The organism is Dickeya lacustris (assembly GCF_029635795.1).
Taxonomy (GTDB): Bacteria; Pseudomonadota; Gammaproteobacteria; order Enterobacterales; family Enterobacteriaceae; genus Dickeya; species Dickeya lacustris.
Genome location: NZ_CP114280.1, coordinates 3395224 through 3413589, shown reverse-complemented (window position 1 = coordinate 3413589; position 18366 = coordinate 3395224). Strand labels below are relative to the sequence as shown.

Annotated in this window: 17 protein-coding genes; 5 read left to right on the top strand and 12 right to left on the bottom strand. The window is 54.8% G+C overall.

The genetic code is table 11. The annotated features are described in order from the left end of the window. Position 1: 1 nt before the first annotated feature. Positions 2-3742: an autotransporter assembly complex protein TamB gene (gene tamB, locus O1Q98_RS15420; RefSeq protein WP_125260518.1), complete on the bottom strand. Its 3741-nt coding sequence runs from the start codon at positions 3740-3742 to the stop codon at positions 2-4. Continuing rightward, positions 3739-5496 carry an autotransporter assembly complex protein TamA gene (gene tamA / locus O1Q98_RS15415; protein WP_125260808.1) on the bottom strand — a complete coding sequence of 586 codons (1758 nt, stop codon included), beginning with the start codon at positions 5494-5496 and terminating at the stop codon, positions 3739-3741. Before tamA ends, tamB begins: the two co-directional genes overlap by 4 nt. A gap of 389 nt (positions 5497-5885) precedes the next feature. Here tamA and msrA point away from each other — a divergent pair, with 389 nt between their 5' ends. Continuing rightward, on the top strand, positions 5886-6527 hold the full coding sequence (gene msrA / locus O1Q98_RS15410; RefSeq protein WP_125260809.1) for a peptide-methionine (S)-S-oxide reductase MsrA: 642 nt from the start codon (positions 5886-5888) through the stop codon (positions 6525-6527). 200 nt (positions 6528-6727) lie between these two features. Beyond that, positions 6728-8050 (top strand): polyamine export protein PaeA, encoded by a 1323-nt coding sequence (paeA, locus tag O1Q98_RS15405; protein ID WP_125260519.1) that lies wholly within the window; start codon positions 6728-6730, stop codon positions 8048-8050. Positions 8051-8116: 66 nt separating this feature from the next. Here the strand turns inward: paeA and O1Q98_RS15400 are convergent, their stop codons facing one another. Together O1Q98_RS15400 and cysQ are read right to left on the bottom strand one after the other, a co-directional pair. Further along, the gene (locus tag O1Q98_RS15400; protein WP_125260520.1) at positions 8117-8323 is read right to left on the bottom strand and encodes a DUF1107 domain-containing protein; all 207 of its coding nucleotides are present in this window, start codon (positions 8321-8323) and stop codon (positions 8117-8119) included. Positions 8324-8761: 438 nt separating this feature from the next. Then, complete coding sequence (cysQ, locus tag O1Q98_RS15395; protein WP_164513038.1) at positions 8762-9502, bottom strand: 3'(2'),5'-bisphosphate nucleotidase CysQ; 741 nt, start codon at positions 9500-9502, stop codon at positions 8762-8764. Positions 9503-9739: 237 nt separating this feature from the next. Between cysQ and O1Q98_RS15390 the strand changes: the two genes are divergently transcribed. Next, on the top strand, positions 9740-11689 hold the full coding sequence (locus O1Q98_RS15390; protein WP_125260522.1) for a bifunctional 2',3'-cyclic-nucleotide 2'-phosphodiesterase/3'-nucleotidase: 1950 nt from the start codon (positions 9740-9742) through the stop codon (positions 11687-11689). A 161-nt stretch (positions 11690-11850) separates the two neighbouring features. Continuing rightward, positions 11851-12516 (top strand): iron-sulfur cluster repair protein YtfE, encoded by a 666-nt coding sequence (gene ytfE / locus O1Q98_RS15385; RefSeq protein ID WP_125260523.1) that lies wholly within the window; start codon positions 11851-11853, stop codon positions 12514-12516. A 268-nt stretch (positions 12517-12784) separates the two neighbouring features. Here ytfE and O1Q98_RS15380 read toward each other — a convergent pair whose 3' ends face one another. Together O1Q98_RS15380 and bamJ are read right to left on the bottom strand one after the other, a co-directional pair. Next, positions 12785-13120, bottom strand: a complete 336-nt coding sequence (locus O1Q98_RS15380) for a DUF2502 domain-containing protein (RefSeq protein ID WP_125260524.1) — start codon at positions 13118-13120, stop codon at positions 12785-12787. Between the two features lie 299 nt (positions 13121-13419). After that, positions 13420-14040: a BamJ family beta-barrel-assembly machinery protein gene (gene bamJ / locus O1Q98_RS15375; protein ID WP_125260525.1), complete on the bottom strand. Its 621-nt coding sequence runs from the start codon at positions 14038-14040 to the stop codon at positions 13420-13422. A gap of 246 nt (positions 14041-14286) precedes the next feature. Between bamJ and O1Q98_RS15370 the strand changes: the two genes are divergently transcribed. Beyond that, positions 14287-15021, top strand: a complete 735-nt coding sequence (locus tag O1Q98_RS15370) for a LysM-like peptidoglycan-binding domain-containing protein (RefSeq protein ID WP_125260526.1) — start codon at positions 14287-14289, stop codon at positions 15019-15021. Positions 15022-15123: 102 nt separating this feature from the next. Here O1Q98_RS15370 and O1Q98_RS15365 read toward each other — a convergent pair whose 3' ends face one another. The 6 genes from O1Q98_RS15365 to yjfP form a co-directional block, all read right to left on the bottom strand. Continuing rightward, positions 15124-15522, bottom strand: coding sequence for a DUF488 domain-containing protein (locus tag O1Q98_RS15365; RefSeq protein WP_125260527.1), 399 nt, complete (start codon positions 15520-15522; stop codon positions 15124-15126). Between the two features lie 148 nt (positions 15523-15670). Further along, positions 15671-16120: a 50S ribosomal protein L9 gene (gene rplI / locus O1Q98_RS15360; RefSeq protein ID WP_125260528.1), complete on the bottom strand. Its 450-nt coding sequence runs from the start codon at positions 16118-16120 to the stop codon at positions 15671-15673. 41 nt (positions 16121-16161) lie between these two features. Continuing rightward, the gene (rpsR, locus tag O1Q98_RS15355; RefSeq protein WP_000135199.1) at positions 16162-16389 is read right to left on the bottom strand and encodes a 30S ribosomal protein S18; all 228 of its coding nucleotides are present in this window, start codon (positions 16387-16389) and stop codon (positions 16162-16164) included. A 4-nt stretch (positions 16390-16393) separates the two neighbouring features. Beyond that, a complete protein-coding gene (priB, locus tag O1Q98_RS15350; protein WP_125260529.1) occupies positions 16394-16714 on the bottom strand; it encodes a primosomal replication protein N in 321 nt (106 codons plus the stop codon). Positions 16715-16719: 5 nt separating this feature from the next. Next, positions 16720-17112, bottom strand: a complete 393-nt coding sequence (gene rpsF, locus O1Q98_RS15345) for a 30S ribosomal protein S6 (RefSeq protein WP_012768533.1) — start codon at positions 17110-17112, stop codon at positions 16720-16722. Positions 17113-17419: 307 nt separating this feature from the next. Further along, positions 17420-18214 (bottom strand): esterase, encoded by a 795-nt coding sequence (gene yjfP / locus O1Q98_RS15340; protein WP_125260530.1) that lies wholly within the window; start codon positions 18212-18214, stop codon positions 17420-17422. Between the last annotated feature and the right edge of the window lie 152 nt (positions 18215-18366).

The following is an 18366-nucleotide window of genomic DNA, read 5'->3' as shown; positions in this document are numbered from 1 at the left end:
GCTAAAACTCAAACTGATAGAGCACATCGAGCGCCTGGCTAACGCCAGACACCGCTTCCAGGTATAGTTTTGGCATTAAACGATAACGTAAGGTTAGCGTTGCCAGTGAATCAAACAGGCCAACCCCGTATTTGACCTGTAGGCCCGGTAGAACGTAGCCGCTGACGACAACCTGTGATTTATCGCCAACCCCCTGTGTGTCCAGAGCTAAATTGCTTACGCCAAAGGCCTCGCCGATTTTACCCACAACTTGACCACTTTGTGCAACCCCTAAACCAATCAGGGCGGAGGTCATCATGGCGCTATCGGTGCCTGTGCTGTTCAACCCCTGCCCGCGCAGCAGATACGATAACGCCTCTTGCTGCGACAAGGTAGGTTCAGAGAACACTTCAAGTTTTGGCGTGGTGGCCGGCCCGGTAATTCTGACACCGACTGTGACGCTGTCGGCGGTGTTATCCGGGTTACGAATCGCTTCGATATTAAGCAGAGGCTGAGTCGGCGGCCCGGCAAATAGCAACTGGCCTTTCCGCACCCGTAAGTCTTGGCCATATGCCTTAAAACGGCCTTCCGGCATCGTTATCTGCCCATTCAGGCCCAACCCCTGAATATCCTGCGTGACCTTCAGATCTCCGCGCAGGCGGGCTCGCAGGCCATAAGCCTCCAGCCACACATCATCACCGACGCGAACAATCAGGTTGCTGACAATCGGAATAGACGCTCCCGTGCGCGTTGCGGGTCGGTGCGCGTCCACTATCACCTCATCGTCCGACACCCCGACCGTACTGGCCGGCAGGTCATGGGCGACCACGCGCGCCCAGGGAATCGTCACCGTACCATTAAGGGTCAGTTGCTGCGGTGTGGCGTCAAACACCATGTCCGGTGATATATCAAGCCGCGCCATTGGGGGAAGAGTCACACGCATTCGTTCGCCATTTACCGCCACGCGTGCGCGCCACGCCTGCGCTTGCGACCAATCGGCACTCCCCGCCAGATTAATTTGCCCCTGCGTTGTGCCTAACACGCCCTGCAACGAAGAGGACATGCCATTGAAAACCAGCGCCAGATTGCCATGGGTTAAATCGACGGGTAACGCCTGACTTTGTGCAGATAAACCGGTTAGCGCCAGCTGGCCAAACACCGTTGGATGCGCGACGCTGCCGCCAAAGCGCAGATCGGCATTGATAATACCGCTGGCATTTTCATTCTGACGTAGCATCGGCTTTAACAGCGCCAGCGACAACCCATTGATAGACACGGTGCCGCCAAGCCCCCGCCGCTGCTGCGGGTCGGTAATGTCGAGCTCGCCCCGCATTCTGCCATTCCCGTCAATACCCGCTAGCCACGCCAGCCGTGCCTGGCCGCGTTGCAGCGCCGCATCTAGCGTTAACGTATTGAACACCACAGGCAGCGCACCGCCGCTTTGCAGCGTCTGGCGCACACTCACCCCGCTGCCATTGAGCTTCAGTTGGGCGTCCGGCAGGCCGCCGCCGCGCTGCCAGCTTACCTGTGCATTACCGGTAATAGTGCCGCTTACGGCGGTCTGCGCGTCGAGAAACGGCTTCATTATCGATACGTTAAAGCGGTTAAGCGCCAGACTGGCTTTGCCGCTGGCCCCCGCCTCTATCGGCTGCGGCACGCACAGTTCCGCATCAGAATGACGCCAGCAATGCGCCCCCAGCGTTAGCGTTTGTGTGGCCGCCTGATACGCCAGAGACAGCGAAGGTGAAAGACGCCACTCGCCTACCGGGGTGCTCAAACGGGTATCCGTCAGTTCGCCCTGCCAGCGTTGGGTTGCTCTATCAACATGACCGCGCAGTAATCCCTGCCCGCCCAACGGCTCGCCGTTCACCATCACCCGCAGCTGATGCTGATTTTCATCTCCCGCCGCCCGCACACTCACCGACGCCAGTCGCCATTCATCCTGTATCAGTTGCTGCACCTGCAAGTCCAGCGTGCCGCGCACCTGCTGGTCAGCCTGTACATCGCTATTCAGCGTGAGTTGCCCGACACTCAGTTGCTGCCAGCGCAAACCGCTGGCCTTTAACTCAGTTTGCATATGCGGCTGCTCACGTTTACCAAACAGCCGCACCTTACCGGTTATTTTGCCAGCCAATCCCGGCAGTAACCCGTTAAGCGCCGGAGCATCTACCTTACCGTCCAGTTGCCATTGCTCGCCAATGCCGCCCTGCAACGAGAGTTGGTTGCGCCCCCACGTTGCCACGACCTCGGGTATCGACCACTGGCCGCTATCATCACCACGTAGCGCCCCTTTTAGCGCCACGCGCTGTTGCCGCAACTGCCCATGCAGGTTTAACTGCGGTACGTCCAGTTGCCAGTGCGTGGCCGACAGGCTGCCGCGTGCGCTTAATGCGCCATCCAGCCGTATCGGCCATTGTGGCCATTGCTGTGCACTATTAATGCCGTTGAGAGCCCACTCCGTTCGCCAGTGCAACGCATCGGGCCACTCCAGTTGTCCGCTGATGTTTGCCGTGCCTTGCAGCGCCGACAGTTGCAGTTGCCTGAGGGTAAATTGTTGTTCGCTGCCGTTGCCATCTAGCGTCAGCGTTGCCGGGGGTAACGCTTGCCCGGCGATATCGGTACGCAACGAGAGCGCATAGTCCGTCGCCCGGCCACCCAACGTGAGTTGCAGTTGTTTTAGCTGATATAACGCGTCACCGGTTAGCGGCCAACGTAACTGCGGGCTACTGAGGTTAAGAGTAAATGGCAATCCGGCCTCGGCTAAAGAGGTCTCAAGGCTCAGTTGCGCCTGCTGCGGGCCTGAAACATTCATCATCACCCGTAACTGCTGGCGCAGACTGCCTGATGCCGTCAACCGTATGCGCTCACCGTTAAGGGCTTCATCGCTCAGAGTGGCGTTGGCATTTAACGAGAGCGGCCAGTCATCGGCAAAACGCATTTCGCCTTGCGCATAAAGCGCGCCCTGAGGGAGCACAACTTTCAATTGCGCAATCACCAGTGACTGCTTGCGCGCCTGAGCCTGTAGCTGCACGTTCGATATCCGCAGCGGCGACGCTCCCTGAATCCGCCAGTCTTCGCCGCGAAAGTCATCAATGGTGAGATCCAGCGGCAGTGAAAATTCAGGCATAGCAGGCAGCAACGGCGCGGAAAACAGCGTGCGCAATTGCTGTGCCAACGCAACGGCCGCCTCGCCCGTTGGCGGCGCAGAGGGCGGTGTCGGTGGCAGGGTGATGGTCAATCCGTTCAATTGGGTCGGCGACAGCGTCAATGCTCTCCCCTGCCAGCGTATGCCGCTTTGCAGCTCGCTCAGGGCCAGAGTGGTGCCATCAATCTCTATCTGGCTGTCGGTCAGGCTAAGATGGCGCAGCGCTATCGCTACCGGCGCGCGGCGGTCCTCCTCGACTGACGCCGCTGTATCGGCAGGTTCGGGCGGCAACTGGCGACTGTCCAGGCGCACATTAAGGCGCTGTAGCGATAGCTCATCCAGACACACCTGGCTGCGCCACAGGCAAGCGGGCTGCAAGGCCAGATGTAGCTTTTGCGCCTGCACCGAAACCCCGGCGCTCTGATAACCGACGTCATGTAATGTCAGCGCGGTTAAGTCGCCCTCTATCTGGGCAATGGTTAAGCCCGGCACCCAGCGCGTCGCCGTCGTCAGCAAAATGCGCAGCCCCGTCGCCGTACTGAGCAGTAACGCCAGCGCCAGCAGCACCGTTACGAATAATACGCTCAGGCCAAGCGCAATGGCTTTTGTTTTGCTCATAGCTCCGGCCCCAGCCCAATATAAAATTGCACACCGCGTTTATCGCTATCGCCAACAGGCCGCGCGATATCCAATTTGACCGGCCCCACCGGTGACGCCCAGCGCACACCGACGCCTGCGCCTGTTTTGACATGGGTTTGCATCAGGTCATTAATCGCTTCGCCGCTATCGACAAATACCGCGCCCCACCACTTACCGCTCAGATTGTATTGGTACTCCAGCGAGCCGGTGGCAAGCTTGGTGGCTCCGGTCAGTTTGCCGTCACTGTCACGCGGTGAGATGGATTTGTATTTATAACCGCGAATGCTGCGATCGCCACCGGCAAAAAAGCGCAGTGACGGCGGCACGCGGGAAAACTGGCTGGTTTCAATCCAGCCCAGATTGGCGCGCGCGACGAATCGGTGTTTCTGCTCGATGGTGCGAATCCAGGCGTTTTGCGCCTGAAATACCGCAAAATCGATATCCGAGCCCCACAGGGTATTCGACACATCTATCGAATAGCGTTGGGTGTCTCCCCAGTCAGGCATCAGCCCGCCCCGTTGACGGGTGCGATTCACACTGATGCCAGGGTAGAGCAACATCGTGGTATGGGTGACATTGGCCTGAGTAAAGTGATCCAGCGCCCAGCGCAGCTTCAGCGCCCGCTGCCAGCCGCTGGAAAGCTCCCAGTAGCGGGCCAGCGTGAAGGAGGTGGAGTCGGATTGGGTGTCGTTAAGGTCTTCACGCTTGAATCCCCCCTGCACCAGATAGTAGTGCTCCAGCGGGTTTTTCAGCAGCGGGATTTTATAGCTCCAGTCCAGTTGTTGCTCGGGCGCTGACACGCTAAGGCTACTGGTCAGGCTGTGCCCATAGCTATTGACCCACGGTTTATTCCAGGTGGTTTTCAGGCGAGGCCCGACATCCGTCGCATAACCGACGCCGGTTTCCACATTATTACGGGTGCGCGGCGTGACCACCGCATCCAGCGCCAGTTGATGGTGCTGACGACCCGAAGCCAAATCCGGCGCAACCACCACCGAGTTGAACCAGCCGGTCGCAGATAAACGCCGGTTAAACTCTCCCAGCCGCTCCGCAGAGTAGGCATCGCCTTCCTGAAATGGCACCAGATTTTGCAAGTAATCCGCGCGAATTTGGCTCCCCTGAAATGCAACGCGCCCGAAGCGGTAACGCTCGCCGCTGTCGTAATCGATATCCCACCAGGCCTGCCGGGTGGACTGCATCAGGCTTAACCGGTGTTGCTTGAAGTGGCCGTCAAAATAGCCTTTACGCATGGAAAGCGTATTGAGCTCGGTTTTGAAATCTTCATACTCGCCGTGGTTCAACACGCTGCCAACCACCGGGCGACGAGTCCTGATTAGCGCCTGATAATCATCATCCTGCTGCGCCTGCCCGCGCAGGGCGATGCGGGAACCGGCTATTTTTACCGGCTCGCCAGGGTTCACGGTGACGTTTAGCACCGGGCTGCCACGGCCTTCGGCGGGAATTAACTCAAAATCGATGAGCGGTTCGTAGTAGCCCAGCGCACGCAGCCCTTGACGAATCGACTCATCAACACGGGCGCGAAAACGGCTGTCCGTATTGACTTCATCCGGCGAGATGGTTGAAAGCCGTGCCTGCACGTTTTTTTGCAACTCGCCCTCAAGCCCGATGAGCTGTAAGCGAACCGCTGCCGCACCCGCCGTGGAGGAGAGCAGCAGCCACATCAGGCCGCATAACGCACCTCGGCGCAGTTGATGTGGCAATAACGCTCGCATCCGGCAGGCCGCACCGTCATACCGTTGACCTAATACGTTGTTCTTTATTCTGATGAGTACCTTCACTTAACGTCCCGTTAGCGTCAGCAGAATCGACGTGATTTTGTATCAACAACAGACAAATCTCGCTGTCAGATTGTTAACTATAGTCATATTGTTAAATATAGTCAGATAGTTAACTATAGATAGTGATAGGCATACAGACAACGCCGCTCGTATCGCCGCTGCCACAGGTTTGTCATGTTGCCGGGTTATTACTGTGCTATTGCACCGTGTTACCGAATTATTGCACCATACGGCTGTGCTATTGCACCACAAAGGCCGTACACATTAACTCGGTTATGCTCTGAAAACGTCAGATGCAGGGTGAAATTCAGGAGCCAAACGTGATAAGCAACGTGGATAAAACGCAACAAATAAGTCAGGCGGATGCCTTGGCTGGCCGGACTACACCCATGCCGGTTGCCCGCCTGCATGCCGTCAACCACCACTCCATGACCCATGTCCCAGAAAACATGGACGTGGCGTTTTTTGCGATGGGCTGCTTTTGGGGCGTTGAGCGTCTCTTTTGGCAGCAAGCGGGGGTGTACAGCACCGCCAGCGGATACTGCGGCGGCTACACGCCGAACCCCACTTATCGTGAAGTATGCAGCGGGAAAACCGGCCATGCCGAAGCGGTACGAGTGGTGTTTGACCCGGCGGTTATCCGCTATACGCAGCTCTTGCAGCTATTCTGGGAACATCATGACCCGGCGCAGGGAATGCGGCAGGGTAATGATATCGGCACCCAATATCGTTCAGCGATTTATGTCGTCAACGCGCAACAAGATGCGGCAGCCACAGAGAGTTACCAACGCTTTCAGCAGGCGATGCGCGCCGCCGGTGACACGCGCGCGATTACCACCGAAATCGCCCAGGCCGGGCCGTTTTATTATGCCGAGGATGAGCATCAGCAATATCTGCATAAGAATCCGCATGGCTACTGTGGTCTTGGCGGTATTGGCGTCTGCCTGCCGCCGCAGGAAGCCTGACGGCGGCCATTACCCAGGTGGGTTTACCGTGTCTATTATTTAATGCCTGTTATACTGGAGTACGCGATGGGCCGACTAACGGCCCTTTTTTTGTGTTCAATCGGGTGCGTGACCAGGCCTGCCCGGTCGTCGCATCTTGTAAGCTTAATTGTTATTTCCTTTCAGAGGTTCGCCGTCCGTGACGACTGTGCGAAAAAACTATGTTAAACAGTCTGTTAATTATTTTATGTCTTATCGCCATCAGTGCGTTTTTCTCACTATCTGAAATTTCTTTGGCTGCATCACGCAAGATAAAGCTCAAATTGATGGCTGACGAGGGCGATTTGAACGCCGCGCTGGTGCTGAAATTTCAGGAAACGCCGGGCATTTTCTTCACCGTTATTCAAATCGGGCTGAATGCCGTGGCGATTTTGGCCGGTATCATCGGCGATGCCGCCTTTTCACCCTATTTCGAGATGCTATTCTCCCGCTTTCTGCCTGAAGACATGCTGGCTCGAGCCAGTTTTATCTGCTCGTTTGTGCTTGTTACCAGCCTGTTCATTCTGTTCGGCGATCTGACGCCGAAGCGCATGGGTATGATTGCTCCAGAAGCGATCGCCGTTCGGATTATCAACCCCATGCGTTTCTGTCTGCTGGTGTTTCGCCCGTTGGTCTGGTTCTTTAATGGCCTGGCCAACCTGATTTTCCGTCTGTTGAAACTGCCGATGGTGCGTAAAGAGGACATCACGTCAGACGACATTTACGCCGTGGTGGAAGCCGGTGCCTTGGCTGGTGTGCTGCGCAAGCAAGAGCATGAGCTTATCGAAAACGTGTTTGAACTCGAATCACGTACCGTGCCATCGTCCATGACGTCGCGTGAAAGTGTGGTCTACTTTGATCTCAAGGAAAATGAAAGCAGCATCAAAGAGAAAATCGCCCACCAGCCGCACTCTAAGTTTCTGGTCTGTAATGGCACTATCGACCAGATAGTCGGTTATGTTGACTCGAAAGACCTGCTCAACCGGGTGCTGGGTAATCAAAGCCTTGAGTTGACCAGCGGCGTGCAAATCCGCCCGGCGTTGATAGTGCCGGATACCCTGACGCTTTCTGAAGCGCTGGAGAGTTTCAAGACCGCCGGTGAAGACTTTGCCGTTATCCTGAACGAATATGCGTTGGTCGTCGGGATTATCACGTTAAACGACGTGATGACCACATTGATGGGCGACCTGGTTGGCCAGGGGCTGGAAGAGCAAATTGTCGCCCGCGATGAAAACTCATGGTTGATTGAAGGCGGCACGCCGATTGACGATGTGATGCGCGCGCTGGGCATTGATGAGTTTCCGCATTCAGATAATTACGAAACCATTGGCGGCTTTATGATGTACACACTGCGTAAAATCCCCAAGCGTACCGATTTCGTGCGCTATGCCGGGTATAAATTCGAAGTGGTGGATATCGACAGCTATAAAATCGATCAGTTACTGGTCACTCGGCTGGAAGAAAAGACGACCGCCAACGCAGAAGCCCATCCCGAACAGCCGTAATATGCCCGACATCATAACGGCCCGCACGCGGGCCGTTATGGTCATCCTGGCTGCCGGGTGGAGACATTACCCCCAGTCAGCCTGCAATTTTAACACCTGACGGTTCACCTCTGACATCACCACCAGATGCTGTTTATCCTGCGTTTTCGGTAACAGGATTCGCCCCTGATCAAACTCAAAAGCGCCAACCCCTTTAATATAGAGCCTGCCACGAAACAAAATCTTCACGTATTTGGCAACCTTCAGGGGATTATAGCGTTCGAAGATCCTCATCTTCTTTCCTCTCCTCCCGTTATTTCTCACCACATACCACCTGAGAAAAACGTTCCATCAGGTGTGTAGCGAGTATTAGATTAGTCCACCGAACCGGGAATAGGTTCCCTCCCCGGCAGAACTTTTCATGGTTTTTACACATTTTTACGGAATAGATTAATGCCACACAAATTAAATCAGTATAAACATCCAGCTTATGCGGCTGGCGAGCACGCCACTGAATACAACGGGCACCGGTGTGCCTCTCAACGGCGGCTAATCTAGCGTGCGAATGTGACCAAAAAACGACAATGTCACAGCGGCGCTGAAAAAGTCAGAAAAGCCAGAAAAGTCAGAAAAGAAAATAGAACCCGAGTCCACAACATCAAAAAACCACAGGGGAGAAGAGCAACCGGCTGGCGGCACAAACCGCGCACCAGCCGATTGGAGGGGAAAAACCTAGAATAGCGACACGCGGAAACCAGGGTTCAGGAAGGATTCGCGCGGCAGATAAGAGAGCGTATTGCCTTGCCAGTCACGCACCTGAGCGCCTGCGGCCAGCGCGACAGCATGACCGGCAGCGGTGTCCCACACATTGGTCGGCCCAAAACGTGGGTAGAGCTGCGCTTTGCCTTCCGCGACCAGACAAAACTTCAGGGATGAACCAATCGACACCGTTTGATGCTCACCCAATTGGCGCAAATAATCCTCAAGCTCGGCGTCTGCGTGTGAACGGCTCACCACCACCAGCGGCGGCCTGGCATCGCAGACTCGAATCTGCTGGCGCGTGCCGTGCTCTTCTTTCCACGCCTGCCCTTGCGCGGCGGCATATAGCACGCCAGTCACGGGCACATACACCACACCCAGCACCGGTTTACCGTCCTCAATCAGCGCGATATTGACGGTGAATTCGCCATTACGACTCAGGAACTCCTTGGTGCCGTCAAGCGGGTCAACCAGCCAATAACGCTGCCAGTGCTGACGCTCGTCCCAGGCTTGCGGATCTTCTTCCGATAACATCGGCACATCGGGAAAATGGCTTGCCAGACCGCGCGCAATAACGCGATGGGCAGCCAAATCAGCGGCCGTCACCGGCGAAGCATCTTTTTTATGCGCCACCTCCAGCGGCTGCAAGCCGTTATACACATGCATGATGGCATCACCGGCTTCACGCGCCAATTGACAGATCTGTTCTAACATCATTTCACCTCGGTTATACCTGCAAGCCCGATTTCAGATGCGATGACGGGCGAGATTTATTTTTACTAATGGAATTTCATGCTGCGCCTCACATTTTTTGCTGATATTTAACACCATATTCATCAAAATCTGCGATACACATTCAGGTTACACCGCCAGCCTTCCCATGGTTTGAAGGGAGGCGGCGCTTTACATCGACTCGTCGTTACACAATACCTCGTCACAGGAGCGACTTTTATGAAGCATAAGCTGGCGTTAAGCCTGCTGGCGATAGCCACCGCTAGCGCCGTTCAGGCTGCCACCGTTGATCTACGTGTGCTGGAAACCACCGACCTGCACAGCAACATGATGGACTACGACTACTATAAAGACAGTCCAACCGATAAATTCGGCCTGGTTCGTACCGCCAGCCTGATTCAGGCCGCTCGTCAGCAGGTGGTAAACAGTGTACTGGTCGATAATGGCGACATTATTCAAGGCAGCCCGCTGGGTGATTATGTCGCCGCGAAAGGGTTACAGAAAGGGGAAACTCACCCGGTCTATCTGGCGATGAACACGCTGGATTATGCCGTCGGCAATATCGGCAACCATGAATTCAACTACGGGCTCGATTACCTGCATAACGCGCTGGCGGGCGCTCATTTCCCGTATATCAACGCCAACGTGCTGGATGTAAAAACCGGCAAACCGTTGTTTAAACCCTATCTCATCGAAAAGAAAACGGTCAAAGACCGCGACGGTAAATCCCACGAGCTGCGTATAGGTTATATCGGCTTCGTTCCGCCACAAATCATGGTGTGGGACAAAGCTAACCTGAGCGGTAAAGTCACCGTAGCAGATATTACCGAAACGGCCAAAAAATGGGTGCCGGAACTGCGAAAACAGGGAGCGGATGTGGTGATAGCCATCGCGCACTCTGGGCTGTCGGCCGAGCCTTATAAAGCAATGGCGGAAAACTCGGTGTATTACTTAAGCCAGGTTCCCGGTATTGACGCCATCATGTTCGGCCATGCTCACGCCGTTTTCCCCAGCAAAGATTTTGCCGCCATTAAAGGCGCGGATATTGAACAGGGGACGCTGAATGGTATTGCGGCTGTAATGCCCGGGCAGTGGGGCGATCACCTTGGTGTGGTCGATCTGGTGGTGGATAACGCCAGCGGCTCGTGGCAAGTGACGCACGGCAGCGCGCAAGCCCGCCCTATCTACGACAAGGCACAAAAAAAATCGCTGGCGGCAGAAGACGCGCAATTAACCCATGTGCTGTCTGATGCGCATCAGAAAACCCGTGAATTTGTCAGCAAACCGATCGGCCAGGCGACCGACAATATGTACAGCTACCTGTCGTTGATTCAGGATGACCCAACGGTACAAATCGTCAATAACGCACAGAAAGCCTACGTCGAACACTTTATTCAGGGCGACCCGGATTTGGCCAATTTGCCGGTGCTGTCAGCCGCTGCGCCGTTTAAAGCCGGTGGCCGTAAAAACGACCCGGCCAGTTATGTGGAAGTCGAAAAAGGCCAACTGACGTTTCGAAACGCCGCCGACCTCTATCTCTACCCGAATACGCTGGTGGTCGTGAAGGTAAAAGGCGAGCAGGTACGGGAATGGCTGGAATGTTCTGCCGGGCAGTTCAATCAAATAGACCCGCATAAACGTGAAGCGCAATCACTGATCAACTGGGACGGCTTCCGCACCTATAATTTTGACGTGATTGATGGCGTCAATTACCAAATCGATGTGACGCAACCGGCGCGTTATGACGGCGAATGTCAGTTAATCAACCGTGACGCACACCGCATCAACGCGTTGACGTTTAACGGCAAACCGATTGACCCTAACGCCACATTCCTGATTGCGACCAACAATTACCGCGCCTATGGCGAAAAATTTGCCGGTACAGGTGAAAAGCAGATAGCGTTCGCGTCACCGGATGAGAACCGCGCCGTATTAGCCGCTTACATCAGTGCTGAAACGAAAAAAGCCGGTGCGGTGAAACCGTCTGCGGATAACAACTGGCGGCTGGCGGCTATCACCAGCGACACCCCGCTGGATATCCGGGTAGAAACCTCGCCGTCACCCAAAGCGGCAGCGTTCATCAAAGAAAAAGCGCAATATCCACTCACGTTAGTGGGTAACGACGACATCGGTTTTGCCCTCTATCGCCTTGATTTACAGCAGCACTAAACGGCATTGATTGACAGCCGTGCTAACGTCGCCACACCGCGCCTAACCCGCGCGGTTTTTCTTTCCGCTTCCTGATTTTTAATCCTTTCGGGGGATGGCTAATTTTTAAAGATGCATTTAAAATGCATTTTATAAACGATACTGTTCAGAGGACGCCCATCATGCAATACCGTGACCAATCGCTAGGCGAACTGGCTATTACCCTTCCGCGCGCCACCGCGCTGTTCCGTGAGTTTAATCTTGATTTTTGCTGCGCAGGCAAACAAACGCTGCAATACGCCGCCAACAAGCAGGAACTGGATATCGAGATGCTCGAAACCCGGCTGGCCGAACTCGCCAGCGCCCCGTCAACCGGGAAAAACTGGCAGCAAGCGCCACTGGGCGAGATGATTTCGCATATCATCAGCCGCTTTCATGACCGCCACCGTGAACAGTTGCCGGAATTGATCCAGATGGCCGAAAAAGTCGAGCGGGTTCATCATGATAAACCCGGTTGCCCACGCGGGTTGGCCTCTCACCTGATGCTGATTCACGATGAGCTGAGTCAACATATGATGAAAGAGGAACGCATTCTGTTCCCGATGATTCAGTCCGGTATGGGCGCACAAGCCGGCGGCCCTATCTCGGTGATGGAACATGAGCATGATGATGCGGGTCAGCAGTTGGAAGTGATCAAGCGATTAACCGATAACGTTACGCCGCCGGAAAAAGCCTGTACGACCTGGCGCGCCTTGTATACCGGTATTAATGAATTCATTGATGACCTGATGGAACACATTCATCTGGAAAATAACCAGCTCTTCCCTCGCGCGCTACGGGGCGAATAGCCAACGAGTTCCCCTGCGCCGTCAAGAGAACCAGAGAATCAGAGAACAGGTAAGCTGCAGGAGCGGGATGATAACGACGTGGGGGTAATTGCCGTGTAAAAACGCCGCTCGACACCATGCGAGCGGCGTTTTCCTGTCATCAAAAGAGGTGAATCAGTAAAGTCGGTTCGTCAGTAAAGCACGTTGCTACATAAAGCACGTCGCGACATAGAGTAGGTTGCGACATACAGCACGCGGCTAAATAAAACGCGCGGCCAAATAAAGTACGTTACCAGCGCGGCCCGCCGTGATGATGCCCCCAGCCAGGGCCGGGGCCGCGTGGGCCACCGGGTACGATATAGACTGGCGGCGGCGGCTCAACAACCACAACGCGAGGCGGTGGTGGGGAGTAATAATACACCGGGCGAGCATGGTGCCGACGCCCATACCAGCTCTCTGGGTCACACCAGCGGTTGCCGTCCCAAACATAGCCACGCTCATCACGATCGCCGATGTGCAAATACACCCCCGGCAAAGCCAGACTCAGGCTATTCGCCTGCGCCGCAGGTATGGCTGATAGCAACATCCCTGACATGATGGCACCGAATAAAAGTGGCTTAATCATACTGTTAACCTCGGCTTTACCGCGATGCGGCTGATGGCTCATTTATACGGCGCGCCCATCTTATCGGCTATCAGAAAATGGCTAAATTTTGTAACGCTTATCGCCATGAGCTGGCGGTACGTCAACAACGCAGGCTTCTTATCACCAGTAGACGATGTCTTAGTCAAAAAACAGGCCAGACATCTCTGCCTGGCCTGCTCTCAAAGCGCGGTCACTTCTCATGTAACCATCGCCGCGATACGCTAATCATACGGACACAACCATTGCTGCTGATACCGTAGCGCATCGTGTCGCGATAATTACAGAATTTCCAGCAATTCCACTTCAAAAACCAGCGTACTGAATGGCGGAATCGAGGCACCGGCGCCACGTTCGCCGTAAGCCAGATTGTGCGGAATATACAGCTCCCACTTAGAGCCAACCGGCATAAGCGTCAACGCCTCAATCCAGCCTGGGATCACGCCGCTGACCGGGAACTCCGCAGGCTGACCGCGCTCTACTGAACTGTCAAATACGCTGCCATCAATCAAACGGCCCGTATAGTGGACACGCACCCGATCCTGACGCGCCGGGATAGCACCATCGCCCTGAGTCAGCACACGGAACTGTAAACCGGACTCCGTGCTATTAACGCCTTCTTTGTCTGCATTCGCTTCAAGAAAACGCAGCCCTTCCTGAGCCTGCTCACGCTGACGTTCACGGCGCACGACATCCGCACGCTCATGTACTTCACGTAACGCACGGTGTACAACATCCACCGGCACCGCAGGCGAATTACCACTGAGTGCATCGGTCAACCCAGTCACCAGCGCCTCGGGGATCAACCCCTGCAAACCGGATTCCTGCAATTGCTGGCCAATCTGGAGCCCGATGCCATAGCTTGCCTGCGCTTCGATGCTGTCATAAGAAGGGGTTGTCATGTATGTTCCTTTAATCTGTCGAATTCGAGCAGGCAGCATAACAGCGAGCGGGTTGAGGGTAAAACGTTCTGTTATTCGTGGTGTTAAGCCATACGGAATTGCCGCAGACAGTGCGTTTCCGCGCCCTTAGCGTCGTCTGTACCACGACATATACCGCAATGGTCGTGCGGCAAACTGGTTATCTGCTATCGATTGCCGATATAATCAGGCTGTTTTTACATTGATACGGTTCTAAGAGAGGTCACCATGGGCAGAATCGCGCCCAGGAGAAAGCAATCCCGCTGGAATCCTCACAGTCTCTGGCTCACCTGCCAACACAGGTGGGGACAATGGCGCCAGCGAAGACAGATTCCCGGTGAATCGCAAGGCGGTACTGATGAGGGCAATATCGACAATGACCATGGCAGCGCGCAGGAGAGACTGACGGCCACGCCCCCGGCATCCCACCACCGAGTGCAATCACTGTCATCCTGGCTGCACACACTGTGGCACATGCCAGATAGTTTCAGTTGGATGGCCCCTCTGCCTTATCTCCACCGCCGTTGTATTTTCATTGTTTTAGGGCTGCTACTCATCGTGCTGCTCTGGCCGGGCCCGGCACCTCAGCCCGCTATCCCCCAGCAGGTGGATGTCCCCTTATCACAGCATGCGCCGATTCAGGCGCAACTGGTCTCCCCGCTGGACACCCCTTCCCAGACGCCGCCGCCGGCGTCTGAGGCGAACTGGCGCACTTATCAGGTTGCCTCAGGGCAAACACTGGCGCAGCTTTTTCGTGATAACAACCTTCCGCTCAACGATGTCTTCGCGATGGCGCAAGTCGAAGGCACGGGGAAACCCCTCAGTAACTTACGCACCGGGCAGAGTATCCGGCTACAGCGTAACGCACAGGGTGCCATCACGCAGTTATCGACCGAGACATCGAGTGGCCAGCAAGTGTTATTCGCCCGCCAGCAAGACGGCTCTTTTATCCGCGTCAACTAACCCGCCCCCGCCGTTGGTGCTGAAAGCTCAAATACGCCATCTTTGGATATTGAGTGACGTTTTTATGCACAACGCCCGTCTCAGGTACGGTACGCCTTTATGCTAAGGGATAAATGCGCGCTTGCTCGGTGAGAAATCGCCCAACACCACCGCATGATTGTGCTGCGCATCACGGCTGCCATAAAGCAAAGTGAGTGGCTGATGCTGCTGTAACAGTGAGACGAGCGGCCGCCATGTCGTCTGTTGATGTAATTCTTGTTGATCTAACGCTTGTTGATGTAATTCTGCACGGTACAACGCAGCAAACGTTTCCCACTGTTCAGGGTTGCTATGAAACCAGCGCCGTAGCTCGTTACTCGGAGCCACCGACTTGAGCCACACTACGCCCTCAAGGCGTTGCTTGCTGATACCACGCGGCCAGAGTCTGTCGATAAGGAAAGTCGCATGCAGAAAAGGGGCTGCGACGTCATACACCCGCAATCGTTGCACATAGGCATTCATCGGTTTATCTCCAGAGCACCATACCGGCTGTACCGCTGATAAGAGAGAACGTCAGAAAAAAGCGTTTTTACTGATGACAGGGACAGCAGAAATGCAAAACGCTGGCCGAAGCCAGCGTTTTACGTATTGTCATGAAGCGAAGTAAAAATTACTCAGCAACAACGACAATGTTCAGTTTAGCGAATACGTCGCTGTGCAGCTGGAAGCTCACTTCGTGCTCACCCAGAGTGCGCAGAACGCCGTTCGGCAGGCGAACTTCGCTTTTCGCTACTTCAACACCGGCAGCGGTCACGGCATCAGCGATGTCGCGAGTACCGATAGAACCGAACAGTTTACCTTCGTCACCCGCTTTAGAAGCGATGGTTACGGAAGCCAGTGCGTTGACTTTCTCAGCGCGAGCTTCGGCAGCAGTCAGAACGTCAGCCAGTTTGGCTTCCAGTTCAGCGCGACGGGCTTCGAAGAACTCAACGTTTTTCTTGGTTGCCGGCACAGCTTTGCCCTGCGGAACCAGGAAGTTACGAGCGTAGCCCGCTTTAACGTTAACCTGATCACCCAGGCTGCCCAGGTTTGCTACTTTATCCAGCAGAATAACTTGCATTACCTTATCCTCTCAAAGTCTCGTTAATGGACAGTGGCCGATTACTGATGGCGATCAGTGTACGGCAACAAAGACAGGTAGCGCGCACGCTTGATAGCGCGGGCCAGTTGACGCTGGTATTTTGCACGGGTGCCAGTGATGCGGCTCGGTACAATTTTACCACTTTCGGTGATGTAGTTTTTCAGCGTTGCGATGTCTTTATAGTCGATCTCTTGAACGCCTTCCGCGGTGAAACGGCAGAATTTGCGACGACGGAAATAACGTGCCATTTGGCTAGTCTCCAGAATCAATCAATTCAATCTGCTCGGCATGCAGCACCAATTTACTCAGGCCATTGCGCCCTTGATGGCAACTAATGAACCCCTGAACTCTGAGTTGCATACCGACCGTTATACTGTGGGTAACTGCTTGTGACGAGTGTCCGCTGACAATCACGGGCATTCTGCACCAGGCTTGTCGGCGTAGTCCGGCTTCTTCCTGCACTGAGCGGTGCTCAAGCACAAACTGACAATGCGGAATACCTGACGGACTCACCTTTCGAATGGGCGTCTTGCACACCGTGCCAGACAACTCCAGCCGATTGGCCGTCACCACAACAATTACTCTTCAGAATCCCCAACTTCAGCATCATCATCAGCTTCAGCGTATTCGTCACGACGCTCACGGCGTTCGTCTTTCGCTTTCACCATCGGAGATGCTTCAGTTACCGCGTGCTTAACGCGCATAACCATGCTGCGGATAACGGCGTCGTTGAAGCGGAAGTTAGTTTCCAGCTCATCGATCACTTCCTGCGGCGCTTCAACGTTCAGCAGAACGTAGTGAGCTTTGTGCAGTTTGTTGATCGGGTAAGCCAGCTGACGGCGGCCCCAGTCTTCCAGACGGTGGATCTTGCCTTCCGCTGCTGTGATAGCACCGGTATAACGCTCGATCATGCCCGGAACCTGTTCGCTCTGGTCAGGATGAACCATAAAAACGATTTCGTAATGACGCATCGAATTGCTCCTTACGGATTATTCAGCCTCCTGTCAGGGTCAGCCGTGGCCCATGGAAGCAAGGAACGTATTGTGTGTACGGCTGAAAAAAATGACGCGTAATAATACTGACCATGCAGGACGAACACAAGCCATATTCTTCTATCTATGGCGTGAAAAAGTATGGCGGGCGTGAAAAAGTATGGCGCGAAAAAATATGGTGTGAAAAAGCGCCATGACGTGAAAACGCGTCTGTGACGTGAAAAGCCCTGTGCCACGTCGCACAGGGGATGAGGCGTTCGGGAACACTCGCCCGGCAATAACGACATCACAGCGTGCGTAAAAAGAAGTCCGCAGCGGCCTGTAACGCTGAAGGCGTAATTTTGTGGCCAATCCCCGCCTCAGTCAGATAAGTTAACTGACTGGCATGGCTATGCTGGGTATGACTATGCTGGGTATGGCTATGCTGGACATGACTATGCTGGCGTAATGCCTGATAGAGCCGCTTGCTCTCCTCCGCCGCAATCACCTCATCAGCCTGCCCGTGCCAGAGTAACAGGGGCCGGTTTGCCAGCAAGTCCAACTGATGCGTGACGTCAAACGGCGCAACGCGCTCGGCAAGCTGCCTGAGCGTGTCTGCCGCATCGGTGTCACCGGGCATGACGGGCGGGAACAGCGTTTGTGATAATGCAGAGAAATATCCCGACCCCATAAAACAGGCGCAGGCCCGCAGCCAGGGATATTGCGTCATGGCCGCCAGCGCGGTCATGCCCCCCATTGACGCGCCGCAGATTGCCACGCGCTCGTTCTCAATCAGCCCCCGCTCATGGCACCAGCGCAGGTAAACCGGCAATTCACTGATATTATTAAGAAAAATATCCCAGAAGCTGCGCCAGCGTTGCGCTTCATTGCCGTCAAAACGGGCGCCATGCATCAAGGCATCTGGCGCAATCACCCGAAATCCCGCCTTCGCCAGCGCATACGCAAAATAGGAATAGACCTCTTTTGATGAGGTATAGCCATGAAAAAAGAACACCGTCGGTAGCGGCCTAGCGCCAGCTCCGGCCGGGAAAGCATGTAACACCTCAACGCCGGAAACGTTTTCACATCCCATCTCAACCATCATTACTCCTTGTTTATTTTCACTCTGGCAGAGCAGGTAAAACACGATAGAACACCTACACTTATATCGTACGCCTATCGTACGCCACGTGCCTGCGCGCCAAATCAACAACCACAACAGACACTATATGACAATGACGTGCGTCAATTTTA

Bases quoted from the DNA above. Each gene is read 5' to 3' on its own strand.
- tamB (WP_125260518.1), bottom strand. From the start codon at position 3,742: ATGAGCAAAACAAAAGCCATTGCGCTTGGCCTGAGCGTATTATTCGTA.
- tamA (WP_125260808.1), bottom strand. From the start codon at position 5,496: ATGCGAGCGTTATTGCCACATCAACTGCGCCGAGGTGCGTTATGCGGC.
- paeA (WP_125260519.1), top strand. From the start codon at position 6,728: ATGTTAAACAGTCTGTTAATTATTTTATGTCTTATCGCCATCAGTGCG.
- O1Q98_RS15400 (WP_125260520.1), bottom strand. From the start codon at position 8,323: ATGAGGATCTTCGAACGCTATAATCCCCTGAAGGTTGCCAAATACGTG.
- cysQ (WP_164513038.1), bottom strand. From the start codon at position 9,502: ATGTTAGAACAGATCTGTCAATTGGCGCGTGAAGCCGGTGATGCCATC.
- O1Q98_RS15390 (WP_125260522.1), top strand. From the start codon at position 9,740: ATGAAGCATAAGCTGGCGTTAAGCCTGCTGGCGATAGCCACCGCTAGC.
- ytfE (WP_125260523.1), top strand. From the start codon at position 11,851: ATGCAATACCGTGACCAATCGCTAGGCGAACTGGCTATTACCCTTCCG.
- O1Q98_RS15380 (WP_125260524.1), bottom strand. From the start codon at position 13,120: ATGATTAAGCCACTTTTATTCGGTGCCATCATGTCAGGGATGTTGCTA.
- bamJ (WP_125260525.1), bottom strand. From the start codon at position 14,040: ATGACAACCCCTTCTTATGACAGCATCGAAGCGCAGGCAAGCTATGGC.
- O1Q98_RS15370 (WP_125260526.1), top strand. From the start codon at position 14,287: ATGGGCAGAATCGCGCCCAGGAGAAAGCAATCCCGCTGGAATCCTCAC.
- O1Q98_RS15365 (WP_125260527.1), bottom strand. From the start codon at position 15,522: ATGAATGCCTATGTGCAACGATTGCGGGTGTATGACGTCGCAGCCCCT.
- rplI (WP_125260528.1), bottom strand. From the start codon at position 16,120: ATGCAAGTTATTCTGCTGGATAAAGTAGCAAACCTGGGCAGCCTGGGT.
- rpsR (WP_000135199.1), bottom strand. From the start codon at position 16,389: ATGGCACGTTATTTCCGTCGTCGCAAATTCTGCCGTTTCACCGCGGAA.
- rpsF (WP_012768533.1), bottom strand. From the start codon at position 17,112: ATGCGTCATTACGAAATCGTTTTTATGGTTCATCCTGACCAGAGCGAA.
- yjfP (WP_125260530.1), bottom strand. From the start codon at position 18,214: ATGGTTGAGATGGGATGTGAAAACGTTTCCGGCGTTGAGGTGTTACAT.